We start from the raw sequence: 17,293 nt of genomic DNA on the forward strand, positions 1-17,293 counted from the left end.
TATGATAATATATAACTAATAAATTGGAAATTAAATATATATTGAACTTAGGTGGTGAATTAATGAATATAATATATTTTTTAGTAGGTATAATAGCAACAACAATTGGCACTATATCAGGAATTGGTGGGGGAGTTATAATAAAGCCAGTACTTGACACATTAGGTAATTATGATATAAGTACTATTGGTATATTATCTAGTTTTACTGTATTTTCTATGTCAATTGTGGCATTATCAAAGAGCATAAAAAGTAAGGTTAAGTTAGATGGAAAGAGGACAATACCTTTAGCTATAGGCTCTATAATAGGTGGAACATTAGGTAAGAGTTTATTTACCTTATTTTTAGAGGTTTTAAACAATAATTTAATGAGTCAAAAAATACAATCAACTATATTATTTATACTTATGGGCTTAGTTTTAGTTTTATATATTAGAGAAGATAAAATAAAAGGCTTTAGAGTAAATAGTATATGGTTTTGTGCATTAGTAGGAACTGTATTAGGGATAATTTCTTCATTTTTAGGAATTGGTGGGGGTCCACTAAATGTAATTGTATTAATATATATACTAGGTATGGGAACTAAAGAAAGCTCTATACATTCTATATTTATAATATTTTTCTCACAAGGATCTAAACTTTTATCTGTATTCTTATCAGAAGGATTTAGTGGATATAACCTAGAGGTACTTCCTTTTATGGTTGTAGGCGGTATTATGGGAGGATTTATAGGAAGTTATTTATCAGAAAGGATGAACAAAAACAATATAAAAAATCTTTTTACATATACTATGTTACTTATTATGTGTTTTAATTTGTATAATTTAATAAAAAAATAGTTAAATATTACGTATATTTATTTTATTACAATTGATAATTAAAAATAAATACATATGAAATAACCAAATAATTATTAATATTAAGGAATATCTAAGTAAGAAAATGAGGGGAAAAAATATAATGATAAAAAATATAAAAAATATCTTTTTACTTTTTACTACTTTATTTATAATTTGCGGATCAATAAAAAATAATAATGTATATGCTAAAAAACTAAATGATAGTAATCTGAGTAAAGATATTATAATAGAGAATATAGAAAGTACATATAATAAAAAGGAGTTAGAAAAAACTTATATAAATAAAGTTAGGGATAATTTAAAGGGTGAAGCAAAAGATAGTGAGTATTATTTTATACAAGGTTATATAGACTATAGTATAAAGGATTATAAAGGTGCAATAAAAAATTTTGAGTTAGCTAAAAAAGGCATAAAAAATTCTAAGTACATATTTGTAAAAGTATATAATTATATACTTTTAAATAATTGTCTTTTAGAAGAAGGTAAAAGTGAAAATTTAATAGAAAATGCTAAGAATGCAATTACATATATAAAGAAAGATAAGTTATATAAAAATAATAGTAATGTAGTTTGGGAAGTGATATTTCCATTAAGTTATAATACAAAAACTAAATATGAATCAATAAAATTATTAGAATCGTATATAGAAGAAACTCGTAATTTAGATATAGAGACTAAAATGGCATTGAGAGGAGATTTAGCTATAATATATACTATAGATAGAAAATATGGTAAAGCTATATATAATTATTCAGATGTTATATATTTAGCAAAGAAAAATCCAAATATAAATAAAGCTAGTATGTATGAAGCTAAAGCATATACTTTTATAGGTAATATAGTATATGAATTAGGTATGCATAAAGAAGCTATAACTTGGTATGATAGAGCAGTAGATGTAAAAATACCTAATAAAATAAACAATGCAGAAGCTAGGGTAAATACATATATAAATCAGATGCATGCATACTTAAGTATAAATGATTATGATAAATGTAGTGATGTAGTAAATAAGACAAAAAAATATATAAAATATTTAGATAAAAATAAACAAGATGATGTAGAGATTCTTCTAAATTATAATATAGCAAATATAAATATACATAAAGGAAATTATGAAGAAGCTAAGAAATATATAAAAAAAGGTACAGAGTTATTAAAAGAAGATAAAGTAGAGTATTTTATTCATAAAGATATTTTCCTAGGATTATCATATGCAAGTATATTAAAAGAAGAAGGAAATTATGAAGAAGCTTTAGAGATATACAAGCAAATGCTAGAGTTACCAAATGAAGATGCTAGATATATAGAAATTGATATATATTCTGATATGGCTGAAATATACAGTAAAATAGGAGATTTAGAATCATATAGAAAATACAATGAAATACTAAAAGAAAAGAAAAAATATTTAGATGGAATTATAAAAAATGATTATATTAAATATTCAATAAAGGCATATGAAAATGAAGTACTAAAAGATAAAGAGAAAAACGAACAAATAAAAGTATTAATTATGACTTGCATAGTAGTGATATTAATTATTATTTTAGTAGCAAGAATAGTTCGTGTGAAAGCATTAAAAAAATTACACTATCAAGATAGCATGACAGGTCTTAATAATAGAAGATACCTAGATGATTATGAACAGAAAAATGTAAAGAAGCTAGAAGAAAAGGAAATATCTATAGTATTAATAGATATCGACTACTTTAAGAAATATAATGATAATTATGGACATATAAAAGGAGATAAAGTAATAAAAGAGGTATCAAATTCAGTTCTTATGAATATTAGAAAGGATGGTATAGCAATAAGATTTGGAGGAGAAGAAATAGTTATTATACTAGAGGATACTAGTGGTAATGAAGCTATAGAAATAGTAGAAAAAATACAAAACGACATAAAAAATAAAGCAATAGAACATAAGTATTCATTAGTTAATGATATAGTAACTATAAGTATAGGTATATATACTAAACAGAAAAATATGAAAGAGGATATATATTTAGCAATAGATAAAGCAGATAAAGCATTGTATGAGTCTAAAAATAATGGAAGAGACAGATATAGTATATATAATTAAAAAAGTAATGAATTTTCAATTATAAAAATTATATTAAATTTTAAATAAAAGCCCTTAAGACGTTAACATCGTTTTAAGGGCTTTTATTTAAAGTTTGCATAAGTATGAAGGAATTTATATGTTAGTATCTAATATTGTATAAAGAAAGGTATATGACAAACGTTTATTAGGGGGATTGTATGGAAAAAACAAAAGTAAGAAGAAAGCCAAAGTGGCTAAGAGTAAATTATGAACGTCAATCTATAAAAGAGATTGAAATTATGATGGAACAGTTATCATTAAATACGGTATGCAAAGAAGCAAAGTGCCCTAATTTAGGTGAATGTTATAAAAAAAGAACAGCTACATTTATGATAATGGGAAGTCAATGTACTAGAAATTGTAGGTTTTGTAATGTAACTAATGGTAAACCTCAAAATCTTGATATAAATGAACCAGAAAATGTAGCAAAAGCAGTAAAAGAACTAGGATTATCTCATGCAGTAATAACAAGTGTAACAAGAGATGATCTAGAGGATTGTGGAGCTAGTCATTTTGCAAAAACTATAGAAGCTGTAAAGATTTTAAATCCAGATACTACTGTAGAAGTGCTAATACCAGACTTAAAAGGCGTTAAAGAAAATTTAGATATAGTTATAAAAGCAAATCCTGATGTTATAAATCATAATGTAGAAACTGTAGAAAGATTATATGATACAGTGCGTCCAGAAGCAATATATAAAAGAAGTATAGAGGTTTTAAAATATGTAAAAGAAGTAGCACCTCACATATTAACTAAAACTGGTATAATGGTTGGCCTTAGTGAAAGCGATGAAGAAGTATTTAATGTTATGGATGATGTACTTAAAGTTGGATGTGACATATTTACAATAGGTCAATACTTAAGACCATCAAATAAATATATAGAAGTTTATGAGTATATAACACCAGAAAAATTTGAAGAATATAGAGTAGTTGGAGTAGAAAAAGGATTTAAGTATATAGCAAGTAGCCCTTTAGTTAGAAGTTCATATAATGCACAAGAAGCTATTAAATAGACAAAAGGGGAGAAAATCATGATATATGTAGAAAATAATTCAACTAATCCATACTTTAATTTTGCACTAGAGTATTATCTTATAAATGAAAAAGATTTAAAAGATGATGTTATATTTATGTTTTGGAGAACAAATCCAACACTTATGATAGGTAAATTTCAAAACACGATAGAAGAAATTAATGAAGAGTATGTAAAAAATAATAATATAAATGTAGTTAGACGTATAACAGGTGGCGGAACTATATATACGGATATGAATGGATGGCAATTTAGCTTTATAACTAAAAACTACAATGGAAATGGGATAGACTTTAAAACATTTACCACACCAATTATTAATGCACTAAAAAAACAGGGAATAGACGCATACTTTAATAGCAGAAATGATTTATTAGTAGATGGTAAAAAATTTTCTGGTAATGCACAATGTGTTAAAAATGGATGCAAATTACATCACGGTTCTATATTATTTGATACTAATATAGAAGAGATGGTAAGAAGTATAACTGTAGCTGAGGATAAGATAATATCTAAAGGGATAAAATCAGTTAAAGATAGAGTTGTAAATCTTAAAAATTATTTAAGTGAAGATATGGATAGTATAAAGTTTAAATATATAATGCTAGAGAGCTTACTTAAAGAATCTAGTGGAGTTTATAATTTAACAAAAGAAGATATAAAAAGAGTAGAAGAAATAGCTAAAGAAAAATTTGAAACTTGGGAATGGAACTACGGAAAATCTCCTAAATTTGAGATTGTTAAAGGAAAAAGATTAGATGGTGGGAAAGTAGAGTTTAGGATTAATGTAGATAAAGGTATAATAAAAGAATGTAAAATAAATGGAGACTTTTTTGGAGAAGGCGAAATAGAGGATATATCAAATTTACTATGTGGATGTAGATATAATAAAGAAGATATATTAAATATATTAGAAAACATTGATATAAATAAGTATTTCTATAGAGTGAATAAAGATGAGCTTATAGAATGTATAATATAAGCTCATATATAATAATAGTATAAAACCTGTATCATTGTTTATTGATACAGGTTTTATATTTAAAATATAAGTTATTAATATAATTTATTTATATATTAATGGCATAAGAATCTTCTTTTTTTAATTTTAAATAATTCATATAGATATTAGTTTCAGCTATAACTACAGGAGTAAGATAAATTAGAGCTATAAGGTTAGGTATAGCCATAAGAGCATTAACAATATCTGCAATTATCCAAACCATTTCTAGTTTTAAAAATGATCCAATAAGTATCATTAAAACAAAGACAACTCTGTAAGCATTTATAAACTTAATACCAAATAAAAATTCAAAACATCTTTCTCCATAATAACACCAACCAAGTATAGTAGTAAAAGCAAATAAACTTAAACTAATAGTTAAAAATAAAGGTCCAATATGTGGAAGAACACTTTCAAATGCACTTTGAGTCATAAGAGCGCCATTTAAATCTCCTTTCCATACACCAGACAATATAAGAGAAAATCCAGTAAGATAACAGATTATCAGACTATCTATAAATGTCCCAGTCATAGATATAAGACCTTGTTCAGCTGGGTGGTTAGTTTTAGCAGCAGCTGCTGCAATTGGAGCACTACCAAGTCCAGATTCATTAGAAAATACACCACGAGCAATACCATTTCTAATAGCCATAGAAACACTAGCTCCCATAAATCCACCTACAGAAGAGATAGGCGTAAAAGCACTTTTTAGTATTAAGATAAATGTAGATGGTATTTTATTAAATGAGCCTAAAATAATTAAAAAGCACATTAGTATATATACAAAAGACATAAATGGAACTACTGTAGATGCTACTTTTGAAATATTTTTAATACCTCCAAATATAACTAAGGCTACAATTAATGTTAATATAATTCCAGTTATTTTAGGATTAATTCCAAAACTTCCATTAATAGAATCAGTTATAGAATTAACTTGAGTAAATGTACCTATACCTAAAAGAGCAACTAAAATACCACTTATAGCAAAGAAAATAGCAAGAGGTTTATACTTAGATCCCATACCATTTACTATATAGTACATAGGACCACCAGAAATTTCGCCTTTTTCATTTTTAGTTCTATACTTTATAGCAAGCACTCCTTCAGCATATTTAGTAGCCATTCCAAAAAATGCTGCAACCCACATCCAAAATAATGCACCAGGACCTCCTATTTTTATAGCAGTAGCAACACCAACTATATTTCCAGTACCAACTGTAGCAGCAAGAGCAGTACATAAAGCACTAAAGCTTGAAATATCACCACTACCACTATTTTCTGATTTAAATATTAATTTTAAAGCAGTAGGCAATTTAGTTATTTGTAAAAATCTAAGTTTAAAAGTAAATAATATACCAGTACCAACTAATAGTATTAGTAAAGGTGGCCCCCATATAAATGAGTTGATTTGAGATAAAACATCAATTAAATTCATAAAAATACACTCCTTATATATTCGCTTACTTTTTAAGCGAAGTGAATTTTATGCCTTAATAAATCAATAAAGGAAAATGAATTAATTGACAGGAAGATAAGATATTTAGAAATTTTTAATTTTCTAAATAATAAGAATAATAATTGCTTGAATAAAAAAAGCCAAGTCTTAAGACTTAGCTCTGGATAAACTACAACTATAAAACTATACAAAAAGTAAGTATAGCACATAATCCCTGTCCTTTTGCCTGAGAGATTGAGCAAAATTGCCTTGCCCCTTCGGCGCCTATATAGGTCTCTCCAGAGTTCCCTAAGCTTTACAGTCCTACTTATAAAAGTACCTGAGAGTGCGACTCCTTCGGTGTGCCTAAATGACAACTCTTCTATAAAGCTTCAATCGGGTATTGATTTGTTATTGCATTTTTTATAATAGTACAAAAAAAAGTAAGAAATGTCAAATTAAAAAATCAAAATTAAGGATTTTATCTACATAAACTAGATATTTAAAGCCTTAATAAAATTTCTATAATATATATTTTTGCCTTAAGCAAACTAGAATAAAAATATATTTATTGAACAATATAATTAATGAAAATTAATTAAAAGGAGATATAAAATGAAACCAAATCCAGATGATAGAAGAGACAATGTTGAGAAAATACAATGTAATATAAATCATACTCTCCAAAATATTAGATTAACAAATGATATGATTGAAAAAGTAGATAATCCTAACGAAAGAAAAAAATTAGAGGAAAAAAATAAAAGAAGAGAAGAATCTCTTAATAATATGCGTAGTGAAATAAAAGAAGAAGCTAATGTAAATAAAAATGAGTTTAAATAATTAAAAATACAATTTAATTTTAAATATAAAAAAAGGTAATAAGTATGTAACAACATAAATTTATTACCTTTTTAAATCTTAATCATCTAAGCAAGCCAAATTCCTATCGTATAAGAGTTCATCTAATTTTAGAATACCAATTCCTTTGTTTACACCAAATATAATCACAGCATCTCTTAAATTTTTAGAATATAGTTCACCGCAATCGGCAAGTCTTAAGGCTTTATTAGTTTCTTTAATATCTAGATTTGCTCCTATACAAAGTTTTATAACTTTATCGCGACTAGGCTTTTTGCTTCCATTTAAAATTTGATATCCATAAGTTCTATCTATACAAGCATTTTTTATAAGCTCACTTTTAGTAATTTGTTTATGTTTTAAAATATCTTCAAAAAATGTTTTAAATTCTAAGCCTTTATATTTATCATAGATATCTACTAGATATTCATCTAAGCAACTTTCATCTTTTATATTTTTTAAAACACTCATTAACTCTATTGTTTCATTATTCAAGCTATTACCTCCAATTTATATAGAAGATTGTTTCATATAAAGTTGTTTTTTTACAACTATAGTATTTTTTCTTTTAAATAAATTATATAAATAATTATAATAAATACCAGGTGTTATTATACCATTTATTTCTATTAAATCTAAACCTATAGAGCAAATTATAGTATCTGCGAGCCTTACACAATTTGAAGTGAGAGTAAAGTATGTTTTAAAATATCCAGATTTGAATTTATAAAGTTTACAGTTAGTATCTAAAAACATTATATCTGCTTCATCAGTATACTCTTTAAATGGGTCTTTATTTGCATCACAATCCCAGTGAATACAGTTATTTTTAATAGATGATATTTTATCTTTAATAGCATTATATTGAATTTCATTTAATGCTAAAGTAAACCCTATTAGAGAACGATTGCATTTAGAATTTATAAAATTAATGTATTTTTAGTATCAACTTCTAATAAAACACCATCGCTAACAAGTGTAAATAATCTATTAGAACCACTATCATAAGTTCCATATGAATAAGTTATTACATCAAAAGATATATCAACATGACCAAATCCATTAGCACAATCAGGTGCTAGATGAATAAATATATCTATTGTTGAAAAAGAGCTATCTATTAAATTATCATAGTCACTACTTTCAACTAAGAATTTATTATTAGGATTTACCTTAATAAAATTATTAATTTTATCTAATAGATGTTGAGGTATAAAGGCGGCATAAACTATTGGTAATGTAATCCTAAATTTCCTTTTTAAATTAGATTTAAAGATATTAATATCTAAAATTTCCCTTAAAAAATCAGAAAAATAAGATTATAGATTTTGATAATATAGAAAAAGGGATATAGTTTTTACATTCATATAAAACCTTCTTATAGATAGTATAATATTATCATTAAATTAGAAGTTTAACAAAATTATATTTATGTATGGTATAATTTTTACTGAAAAATATAGATAAAGAGGGATTAAATTTGAATTTAGAAGCAGAACTAGAGTTGTCTTTATATGAAGAACTAAAAATAATACATAAAAGTAGCAAAAGTGAAGTAATACTTGTTCATAATAATATAAAAAATAAATTATATATAAAAAGATTATTAAAAGAATGTAATAAGGATGTATACTATGCTTTAAAAAATATAAAAAGTGATAATATATCTAAAATATATGAAGTATTTGAAATAGATAATAATTTAGTAGTAATAGAGGAGTTTGTTAATGGTAAAACTCTTCATGAAAAATTGAAAGAAAGAGGTCGCTTAGAAGATATAGAAGTTATAAATTATATAATATCTTTATGTGACATATTAAATATATTACATAATCTAAAGCCACCAATAATACATAGAGACATTAAGCCATCTAATATAATGATAAGTAATGATAATGTATTAAAACTTATTGATTTTGATATATCTAGAAACTATAAGTATGGAGAAAATATGGATACAATTTTGCTAGGCACTAAAGGGTATGCATCTCCTGAACAATTTGGATTTGAACAAAGTGATTGTAGAAGTGATATATACTCATTGGGCATTATGATGAATGTACTATCTACAGGAAAGCATATAAAAGAAGTTGAAAATAAAGGGCTATTAGAAAATGTTATAAAGAAATGCACTAAGATATCTCCAGATGATAGATATCAAGATGTATCAACACTAAAAAATGATTTAATAAAATTAATTTCTAAAATAGAAGCTAATAAAGAGAAAAATACAAATGATAATATAAGTAAATCTATAAATACTAAAACTAAAAAAAATATTAAATTAAAATCTAAGTATATACCAGGGTTTAGAAGTGGAAATATTCTTAATATGATATTATCTACAATGTTTTATATATTTTTATTAATAGGATTATTTGTAGGAAGTAGTATTGTTGAATTTATTCAAAATTTAATAGTAGTAACAATGCTTTTAATGTATTTTTTATTATATACTAATTTCTTAGATATAAAAAATAAGTTACCAATTATAAAAAGTAGTAAATTACACATAAAAATACTTGGATATATACTATATTCTAATATTATATTTTGGGGGCTAGGTATACCACTAACTTATATTGTAGGGTAGTTGTATGCTGGTAGCATACCAATAGGTTATAAATAAACTTTATAATAAATAATGAAATAGTTATTATGGAGGTTATTTATGAAAAAAGTTTTACTAGGAGTAATAATAGGATTTGTAGTAATAATAGGAGGATGTGCTGTAATGCTTGCACAAGGTGCATCTAGCGTTAATAATGCTATAGAAGAAACACAATCACAATCAAAAAAAGAAAATAAAAAAATAGAAGAGATGGCTAAAAATATTACTTGGGAAATAAAAAAAGAAGATTACATGACTAAAATAGTTGGAGTTTTTGAAAATACAAGTGATGAAAAGATAGATTATGTTCAGTTTGATTATAAGTTATTAGGAAAAGATGGCACTGTTATAGAAAAGTCTTTTACTAATGAAACTGATATAGCACCAGGAGAAAAAAGAAAAATTGAAATATTATGTGCAAAAGATGATTTTGCTAGCTATGAAGTAACTGCTACAAATAGTGCATTTTAAAAAAAAGTATATCTTAACAATTGTTGAGATATACTTTTTTATATATTAAGTATTATAAATATATTCGTCCACATGTAGCTCAAGCAAATGGAATTTTTTATTAAATTCTGGATAAATTATTAGCTAATCCATTTTTTATAGTTATTGTTTTATCAGAAATTTTATTTGCAAAATCTAAGTCATGAGTAATTATTAAAATAGTCATACCACTTTCTTTTAACTTATACATTATATTTACTATATCTTTTATAGATTCTAGGTCTAGTGCAGATGTAGGTTCATCAAAACACAATATCTTTGGAGATAGGGCTATTGCACGAGCTATTGCTACTCTTTGTTTTTGTCCACCAGATAGTTCAAAAGGATATGAGTTTAGTTTATCTTTTAAGTTAACTAAATCTAAAATATTAGTAGCTTTTTCTAAAGCTTCTTTCTCACTTTGACCTAGTACATTAACCAGTGCACAGGTGATGTTTTCAAGTACAGACATATGTGGAAACAAATTGAAGTTTTGAAATACCATTCCAATTTGACCTTTTAACTTTAGTATGTCCATAGAACTTTTCATAGTGGTTTTATCTATTACAATACTTCCACTATCGAAGTCTTCTAGTCCACATATACATCGAAGTAAAGTTGTTTTGCCAGCTCCTGATTTTCCAAGTAAAACCCCAATTTCACCTTTATTTATAGTAAATGATATATTATTTAATATTTTGTTTTTACCAAATGATTTATTTAAATTCTTTATCTCTAACATATAAAAACTCCTATCTATAATATGAATACTTATTTTCTAAAGCTTTAAAAATACTACTTAGTATGAAAATTAATCCTAAATATATAAGACCAACTTCAATTAAAGGAAGTAGACTTAAAGTTCTATTAGAATCTATCTGAGCAATTCTTAATATATCATTAAGCCCTAATATATAAACTAAAGATGTATCTTTTATTAATGTTATAACTTCATTCGACATTGGAGCTAAAATATTTTTTACTACTTGGGGTACTATTATTTTTTTATAAGTTGTAAATCTGTCAAATCCAAGTACAAAAGAGGCTTCATATTGACCTTTATCTATTGATTCTATACCTCCTCTAAATATTTCTGCAAAATATGCACTATAGTTTAGAGAAAAGGCAAGTATTGCCACTGTAAACCTATCCAATACAATTCCTAAAAGAGGAAGTCCGTAGAATATAAATATTAGTTGTAGCAAAAGTGGAGTACCTCTAAAGATTAATATATAAAATTTTGAAATACTATTTAAAATATTGTTTTTAGATAATCTTAATGTGCAAATAATTATACCTAGAGGTATTGATATTATAAGTGTTAGCATAAATACAATAAATACTATTTTTAATCCTTGTAGCATATTAAATCCTCCTAAATTTAGTTGAACCATTTTTTATAAATTTTATCAAAAGTTTTATCTTCTTTAACTTCAGCTAAAGTTTTATTTATTTTATTACGAAGTGAAGTATTTCCTTTTTTAAATCCAACAACAAAGCTTTCCTCCCCAAAGTTATCCTTTAAGATTACAAAATTTTGTTTATTTGAATTACTTATATAATACTTTGCTAATACTTCATCAGCTACAACTGCATCAACTCTACCAAACTCTAAGTCTCTAAATGCATTATCAAAGCTATCGTAAAGTATAGGTGTTTTATCCTGTAAGTTATCAACTAGATTAGTATCTTTTTCTATAGCATCAAGGCCAGCACTACCTTGTTGAGTTCCTAGTAATTTGCCTTTTAAATCAGATTTATTTTTTATAGAGGAATTATCTAAAGTAACTATAACTTGTTTATTAATAAGATAAGGATTAGAGTAGTCTACTTTTTTTCTTCTTTCTTCTGTTAATGTATAACCATTCCATAAAGTATCTATATTACCAGAATTTAGCTCCGTATCTTCCATGCTCCAATCTATATTTTGAAATTTCACATTCATATTGAGCCTAGAGAAAACTTCTTTAGCAAGATCTATATCAAATCCTACAATCTCATTATTTTCATCTAAAAACCCCATAGGTACAAAAGTATTGTCATATCCTATAACAACTGTATCATCTTTAGTATTATTTTTATAATTAGTAGATTTCTTATTACAACCTCCAATTGATATTAGAGGAATTATAATTAATAGCACTAAGCTAAATTTTTTTAATATATTTTTCATATAATATCTCCTTATAGTAAATTTAATTATTTAAGTATATTTCTTTGCGCGCATAAGGAAATAAACTAAAAAAACTCCCGCCTCTAGCTATTGCTAGAGGACGGGAGTTAACTCTCGTGGTTCCACCTCTATTTATTAATGCCTCACGACATTAACCTCTTTGAGTACGACAAAAAATTGTTTATACTCTAGCACTATAACGGGTGCAGGGAATCCGGAAACAGCCTACTAAGATATCTTTTCGGTGTTCTGCTCAAAGATGTGTTCAAAGTAAAATCAATTGCACCTCTCACCAACCGGTAACTCTCTGTTAAAGATACTTACTTTTACTATTTCTTATCATTGCATTTAGTTATGTAATTAACTTTGTTGTTTTCAATAATAAGGCTATTTTTTATTTATGTCAATATATTTTTTTAATACTATAAATTAACATATTAGTTTTTATTGATAGATTCAATTTCTTTATTTAAGAAATAAGAAATAATTGTCCTTATTATAACTATTGCAGCAAGGCCTAGTATGTGGTTAAGACTAGGATCTAGTATTGATTCTATAATATCTGCACCTATTAGAATTTCTAAGCCAAATAGTATATATGTACCCAAAAAGTTTTTTATGGTAGTAATATTTTCAACAGCAGCTTTTCTAGTCTTAGATGCAATTTCTGATTTTAACCATAAAGTAAATTGAATTGCTATACCCCATATTATAACTATTGTAGACAGACCTTGTAAAATAATTATTAATTTTTCTAAAATATTTTTAAAATCCAAATTAACCATATCCTTTAAATTAATTATATAAATATAGGTTGTGTAAAATATAAAAACTTATTACTGATTAAATACGACAAAATATTTAAAAAAACGCTAAATATAACAAAAATTTAAAAGTAAAGTATTTTAATTTATTATTAAGTATGCTATAACTATTTTAGAAAAAAAATATACGGAGGAAGTTATGGGAAGACAAACTGACAAAAAGAAGTTTAACCTGCCCACTGCATATACTATATTATTTTCTATAATTATAGTAATAGGTATAATTACACAGTTTATACCACAGGTTAATAAAGCGGGGATATCAGACGTTGTAATGTCTCCTATAAAAGGATTAAAAGATGCTATAGATGTATCTTTATATGTACTTTTAATGGGTGGATTTTTAGGTGTTGTAACAAAAACAGGGGCACTTGATGCAGGAATAGGTTCAATAGTAAAAAAGCTAAATGGCAAAGAATTTATATTAATACCAATACTAATGTTTACATTTTCATTAGGTGGAACAGCTTTTGGTATGTCAGAAGAAACCTTAGCCTTTTATGCATTAATAACAGCTACTATGTTAGCTGCTGGATTTGATTCTTTAACAGCAGTTGCTACTATATTATTTGGTGCTGGATGTGGGGTTTTAGGTTCAACTGTAAATCCATTTGTAGTTTCAATAAGTATAGATTCTCTTAAAGGTGTTGGAGTTGAAGTTAATCAAGCGGTAGTTATGGGAATTGGAGTAGCACTTTGGTTGTCATCACTATTAATATCTATATATTTTGTTATGAAGCATGCTAAAAAGGTTAAAGAAAATCCTAACGCTACTTTATTATCAAAAGAAGAAGTTAAAGCTGCTAAAAGTGCATTTACAAATTCAAAAGAAGAAACTTTGGAGTTTACAACTAAGAGAAAAATAGTATTAGCTCTATTTGGATTATCATTTGTGGTTATGATATGTGGAGTTATTCCCTGGGAAAAATTTGGGATAAATATATTTAAGCACACTGATTTTTTAACAGGTAATGCACTTGGAAACTGGTGGTTTTCAGAACTTGCTACATGGTATACATTAATGGCTATTGTAATTGGTGTAGTCTATGGATTAAAAGAGAAGGAGATAGTATCAGCTATAATAGAAGGTGCATCTGAGATGGTAGGAGTTGCTCTTATAATAGGTATATCAAGAGGAGTATCTGTTATAATGAGTAGTACAGGACTTGATGTTTATGTTCTTAATAATGCATCACATGCATTAAGTGGAATGTCACCTATATTATTTATAAACATAGCATTTTTAATATATATAGGTTTATCATTTTTAATACCTTCTACATCAGGCTTAGCTAGTGTATCAATGCCTATATTTGGACCATTAGCAAAAAGTTTAGGATTTCCATCAGAATTAATTATATCAACTCTTGGTGCTGGATGCGGACTTGTAAACTTTATAACACCAACATCTGGAGTTATAATGGGGGGACTTGCTATAGCAAAGGTTGAATATAGTACATGGGTTAAGTTTGCAAGTAAGATAATAATTTGTATATATATATCATCAGCTATTATATTATCAATAGGGATGATGTTATTATAATTAAAAATATTTAATAAATATGAGATAGTGATAGTAAGATTTTAAATTCTACTACAACTATCTCATATTTTATTTTATACCTAATTTATAGTAAAAAGCATATTAACAGAATTTAAAGTAGACCTATCTTTTACAAAAGAGCTAAATACAACATTTCCATCTTTGAAGTTATATTTTTCTAAGTCTAATTTATTTTCTATAATAAACTCTAAGTCCACATAACTATTTGGGTCAATTTTATTTATATCTTTAGATTTTATAGTATAACTATATTGTTTTTCGTATTTATCACATAATATTAAGCTAATATCTGGATTTAAAAATTCATTGATTGATTCATTTTTTAATCTTATATTTATTTTGGTACAATTATTATCATTTATATAACCTAGTAATTCAAATTTCAAATTAAGGTCTATATTATTATCTAAAGAATTAAAACCTATTAAACATATACTTAATGAAAATAATAAAAAAGCTATAAATAACTTTCTCATAATATAAAAACCTCCAAATTAAAAGATTATATAAGTATTCTTTATAATATATATAGTTTCCTCTATATAATTGGTTATTAAGTACAAAGATAATATAAATATTTATAAAAATTGACTCACATTTTGTATAAGGATGCATATATATATTATTAAGAAGATGATATTTAATATATCATGTCTAATTAAAAAAAAGGGTGAATATTATGGGATGTAAAAAAGGAAATCATAAAAATCATAATTGTGGATGGCATAAAGTTTTTTGTTGTAAAAATGCAAACATAAGTCAAAAAGGGTGTTGTAAAAAACATAAATGTGAATGTAATAATAATATAAAATGTCTAGAGTGTAGAAGACTTGAGTGTTTAGCTCAAAGAAAATGTGATGAAGCTAATGAAAGAATAAATAGAGCAAATAGAGCTGCACAACAAGCACAACAATCAGAAAGAAGAGCAGAGGAATTAAAAAGACAAGCTATGGAAGAATGTGAAAGAGCTAATGCATTATGGAATGATTGTAAAAGATTATCAAATGAGGGTGAAGATTTAATGCGTGAAGCTCGAAGACTTATGAAAGAAAGTGCTGAGTGTCATAAAAATTGTCATAAAGATAATGATGAATGTAATTCAAATGATCACAACTGCGGATGTAATTGTAATTTTGGGTGTAGTTTAGACTGCAATTGCGGATGTAATTGTAGATAGTATATAAATTAATAAAAATCCCTAGGTTATCCTAGGGATTTTTATTAATTTTCAAATGGAGAATTAGAATATAGTATGAAATATCCTTGTGGATATGAACAAACTGGGCAAGCTTGTGGAGCTTTAGTTCCTATATGAACATGACCACAGTTTAAGCAAATCCATTTTTCTTCAGTATCTTTTTTAAATAGGGTATTATTTTCAAGATCACTAGCAAATCTTCCAAATCTATCTCCATGAATTTTTTCTATTTCAGATATTTTTTCAAAACTATTAGCAACCTCTAAGAAGCCTTCTTCACGAGCTGTTTTGGCAAATTCTTTATAAACCTTATCCCATTCTTCGTATTCATTATGTTGAGCATCTTTTAATGTTTTAATTAAACTGTCATATACCTCAACAGGATATCCAGCATCTATAGTTATAGAAGAACCAGAAAGTTCTTTTAGATGATTATAAAAAACCCAAGCATGAGCTTTTTCTTGTTCTGCTGTATAATTAAATACTTTTTGAACTACATATAAATTTTGTTTTTTAGCTAAACTTTCTCCAAATGTATATCTGTTTCTAGCTTGACTTTCTCCAGCGAAAGCCCTCATTAAATTTTCTTTTGTTCTACTATCTTTTAATAAACTCATATTATACTCCTTTACTAAAATATTACTATTAGGATTATTTACCAAAATAAATAAAATATACATTTATAGTAATTTAATAACTTTTAAGTAATAGATATTGATATTTTTAGTAAAAATTAAATTAATTAAAGCCTTTGTCAAAGTTTTATATAAAACTTTTCGTGGTATAATTATTATATATAAATATAAAGAGGTGAAATCATGTCAAGTATAAAATATGATATAGTAAAAGAGGTAGGAGTAATATCGACTACAACGTCAGGGTGGAAAAAAGAATTAAATGTTATAAGTTGGAACAATAGGGAACCTAAGTATGATTTAAGAGATTGGTCATCAGAACATGAAAAAATGGGAAAAGGAATAACTTTAACAGCAGAAGAATTAAAATCACTTAAAGAATTACTAAATAATATGGATATATAGAAATTATAGTTTATATATTTTTTATATTTAAGTTAAAATTTAGATAGCTTAGCATATACATATGTATATATTTTAATTTTATTATGAAT

General features: G+C 25.7%; 18 protein-coding genes, 1 riboswitch and 1 other annotated feature. Of the genes, 10 read left to right on the plus strand and 8 right to left on the minus strand.

Annotated features, from left to right (window positions below; translation table 11 throughout):
* The first annotated feature begins 62 nt into the window (after positions 1-62).
* The 4 genes from I4U89_RS02170 (at position 63) to I4U89_RS02185 (ending at position 4,985) form a co-directional block, all read left to right on the plus strand.
* Positions 63-839 (plus strand): sulfite exporter TauE/SafE family protein, encoded by a 777-nt coding sequence (locus tag I4U89_RS02170; RefSeq protein ID WP_195938032.1) that lies wholly within the window; start codon positions 63-65, stop codon positions 837-839.
* A gap of 121 nt (positions 840-960) precedes the next feature.
* Positions 961-2,946 carry a tetratricopeptide repeat-containing diguanylate cyclase gene (locus tag I4U89_RS02175; RefSeq protein ID WP_195938033.1) on the plus strand — a complete coding sequence of 662 codons (1,986 nt, stop codon included), beginning with the start codon at positions 961-963 and terminating at the stop codon, positions 2,944-2,946.
* 179 nt (positions 2,947-3,125) lie between these two features.
* Complete coding sequence (gene lipA, locus I4U89_RS02180; protein ID WP_195938034.1) at positions 3,126-3,983, plus strand: lipoyl synthase; 858 nt, start codon at positions 3,126-3,128, stop codon at positions 3,981-3,983.
* An 18-nt stretch (positions 3,984-4,001) separates the two neighbouring features.
* A complete protein-coding gene (locus tag I4U89_RS02185) occupies positions 4,002-4,985 on the plus strand; it encodes a lipoate--protein ligase (RefSeq protein WP_195938035.1) in 984 nt (327 codons plus the stop codon).
* 88 nt (positions 4,986-5,073) lie between these two features.
* Here the strand turns inward: I4U89_RS02185 and I4U89_RS02190 are convergent, their stop codons facing one another.
* A complete protein-coding gene (locus I4U89_RS02190; protein ID WP_195938036.1) occupies positions 5,074-6,444 on the minus strand; it encodes an alanine/glycine:cation symporter family protein in 1,371 nt (456 codons plus the stop codon).
* Positions 6,445-6,669: 225 nt separating this feature from the next.
* Positions 6,670-6,757: riboswitch (glycine riboswitch) on the minus strand.
* A 302-nt stretch (positions 6,758-7,059) separates the two neighbouring features.
* Between I4U89_RS02190 and tlp the strand changes: the two genes are divergently transcribed.
* A complete protein-coding gene (gene tlp / locus I4U89_RS02195) occupies positions 7,060-7,287 on the plus strand; it encodes a small acid-soluble spore protein Tlp (protein WP_195938037.1) in 228 nt (75 codons plus the stop codon).
* Positions 7,288-7,365: 78 nt separating this feature from the next.
* Here tlp and I4U89_RS02200 read toward each other — a convergent pair whose 3' ends face one another.
* Entirely contained in the window at positions 7,366-7,800 is a 435-nt protein-coding gene (locus tag I4U89_RS02200) for an XRE family transcriptional regulator (protein WP_195938038.1), read from the minus strand.
* 985 nt (positions 7,801-8,785) lie between these two features.
* Between I4U89_RS02200 and I4U89_RS02205 the strand changes: the two genes are divergently transcribed.
* On the plus strand, positions 8,786-9,898 hold the full coding sequence (locus I4U89_RS02205) for a serine/threonine-protein kinase (protein WP_195938039.1): 1,113 nt from the start codon (positions 8,786-8,788) through the stop codon (positions 9,896-9,898).
* Positions 9,899-9,976: 78 nt separating this feature from the next.
* Positions 9,977-10,387, plus strand: a complete 411-nt coding sequence (locus tag I4U89_RS02210; RefSeq protein WP_195938040.1) for an FxLYD domain-containing protein — start codon at positions 9,977-9,979, stop codon at positions 10,385-10,387.
* 100 nt (positions 10,388-10,487) lie between these two features.
* On the opposite strand, the gene I4U89_RS02215 is transcribed toward I4U89_RS02210, so the two are convergent.
* From I4U89_RS02215 to I4U89_RS02230, 4 genes are all read right to left on the minus strand, one after another.
* Entirely contained in the window at positions 10,488-11,147 is a 660-nt protein-coding gene (locus I4U89_RS02215; RefSeq protein ID WP_195938041.1) for an amino acid ABC transporter ATP-binding protein, read from the minus strand.
* 10 nt (positions 11,148-11,157) lie between these two features.
* A complete protein-coding gene (locus tag I4U89_RS02220; RefSeq protein WP_195938042.1) occupies positions 11,158-11,769 on the minus strand; it encodes an amino acid ABC transporter permease in 612 nt (203 codons plus the stop codon).
* A 17-nt stretch (positions 11,770-11,786) separates the two neighbouring features.
* Positions 11,787-12,578: an amino acid ABC transporter substrate-binding protein gene (locus tag I4U89_RS02225; RefSeq protein ID WP_195938043.1), complete on the minus strand. Its 792-nt coding sequence runs from the start codon at positions 12,576-12,578 to the stop codon at positions 11,787-11,789.
* Positions 12,579-12,671: 93 nt separating this feature from the next.
* Positions 12,672-12,930, minus strand: a binding site (T-box leader).
* An 85-nt stretch (positions 12,931-13,015) separates the two neighbouring features.
* On the minus strand, positions 13,016-13,363 hold the full coding sequence (locus I4U89_RS02230; protein ID WP_195938044.1) for a DUF1622 domain-containing protein: 348 nt from the start codon (positions 13,361-13,363) through the stop codon (positions 13,016-13,018).
* Between the two features lie 178 nt (positions 13,364-13,541).
* Between I4U89_RS02230 and I4U89_RS02235 the strand changes: the two genes are divergently transcribed.
* On the plus strand, positions 13,542-14,945 hold the full coding sequence (locus tag I4U89_RS02235) for a YfcC family protein (RefSeq protein ID WP_195938045.1): 1,404 nt from the start codon (positions 13,542-13,544) through the stop codon (positions 14,943-14,945).
* A gap of 80 nt (positions 14,946-15,025) precedes the next feature.
* On the opposite strand, the gene I4U89_RS02240 is transcribed toward I4U89_RS02235, so the two are convergent.
* Entirely contained in the window at positions 15,026-15,442 is a 417-nt protein-coding gene (locus I4U89_RS02240) for a hypothetical protein (protein WP_195938046.1), read from the minus strand.
* A gap of 203 nt (positions 15,443-15,645) precedes the next feature.
* Between I4U89_RS02240 and I4U89_RS02245 the strand changes: the two genes are divergently transcribed.
* A complete protein-coding gene (locus tag I4U89_RS02245; protein ID WP_195938047.1) occupies positions 15,646-16,143 on the plus strand; it encodes a hypothetical protein in 498 nt (165 codons plus the stop codon).
* Positions 16,144-16,187: 44 nt separating this feature from the next.
* Here the strand turns inward: I4U89_RS02245 and rbr are convergent, their stop codons facing one another.
* Positions 16,188-16,781 carry a rubrerythrin gene (gene rbr / locus I4U89_RS02250; RefSeq protein WP_195938048.1) on the minus strand — a complete coding sequence of 198 codons (594 nt, stop codon included), beginning with the start codon at positions 16,779-16,781 and terminating at the stop codon, positions 16,188-16,190.
* A gap of 201 nt (positions 16,782-16,982) precedes the next feature.
* Between rbr and I4U89_RS02255 the strand changes: the two genes are divergently transcribed.
* Positions 16,983-17,204, plus strand: coding sequence for a YdbC family protein (locus tag I4U89_RS02255; RefSeq protein WP_195938049.1), 222 nt, complete (start codon positions 16,983-16,985; stop codon positions 17,202-17,204).
* Positions 17,205-17,293: the final 89 nt, after the last annotated feature.

Source organism: Romboutsia sp. 1001713B170131_170501_G6 (assembly GCF_015668195.1).
Lineage (GTDB): Bacteria > Bacillota > Clostridia > Peptostreptococcales > Peptostreptococcaceae > Romboutsia_C.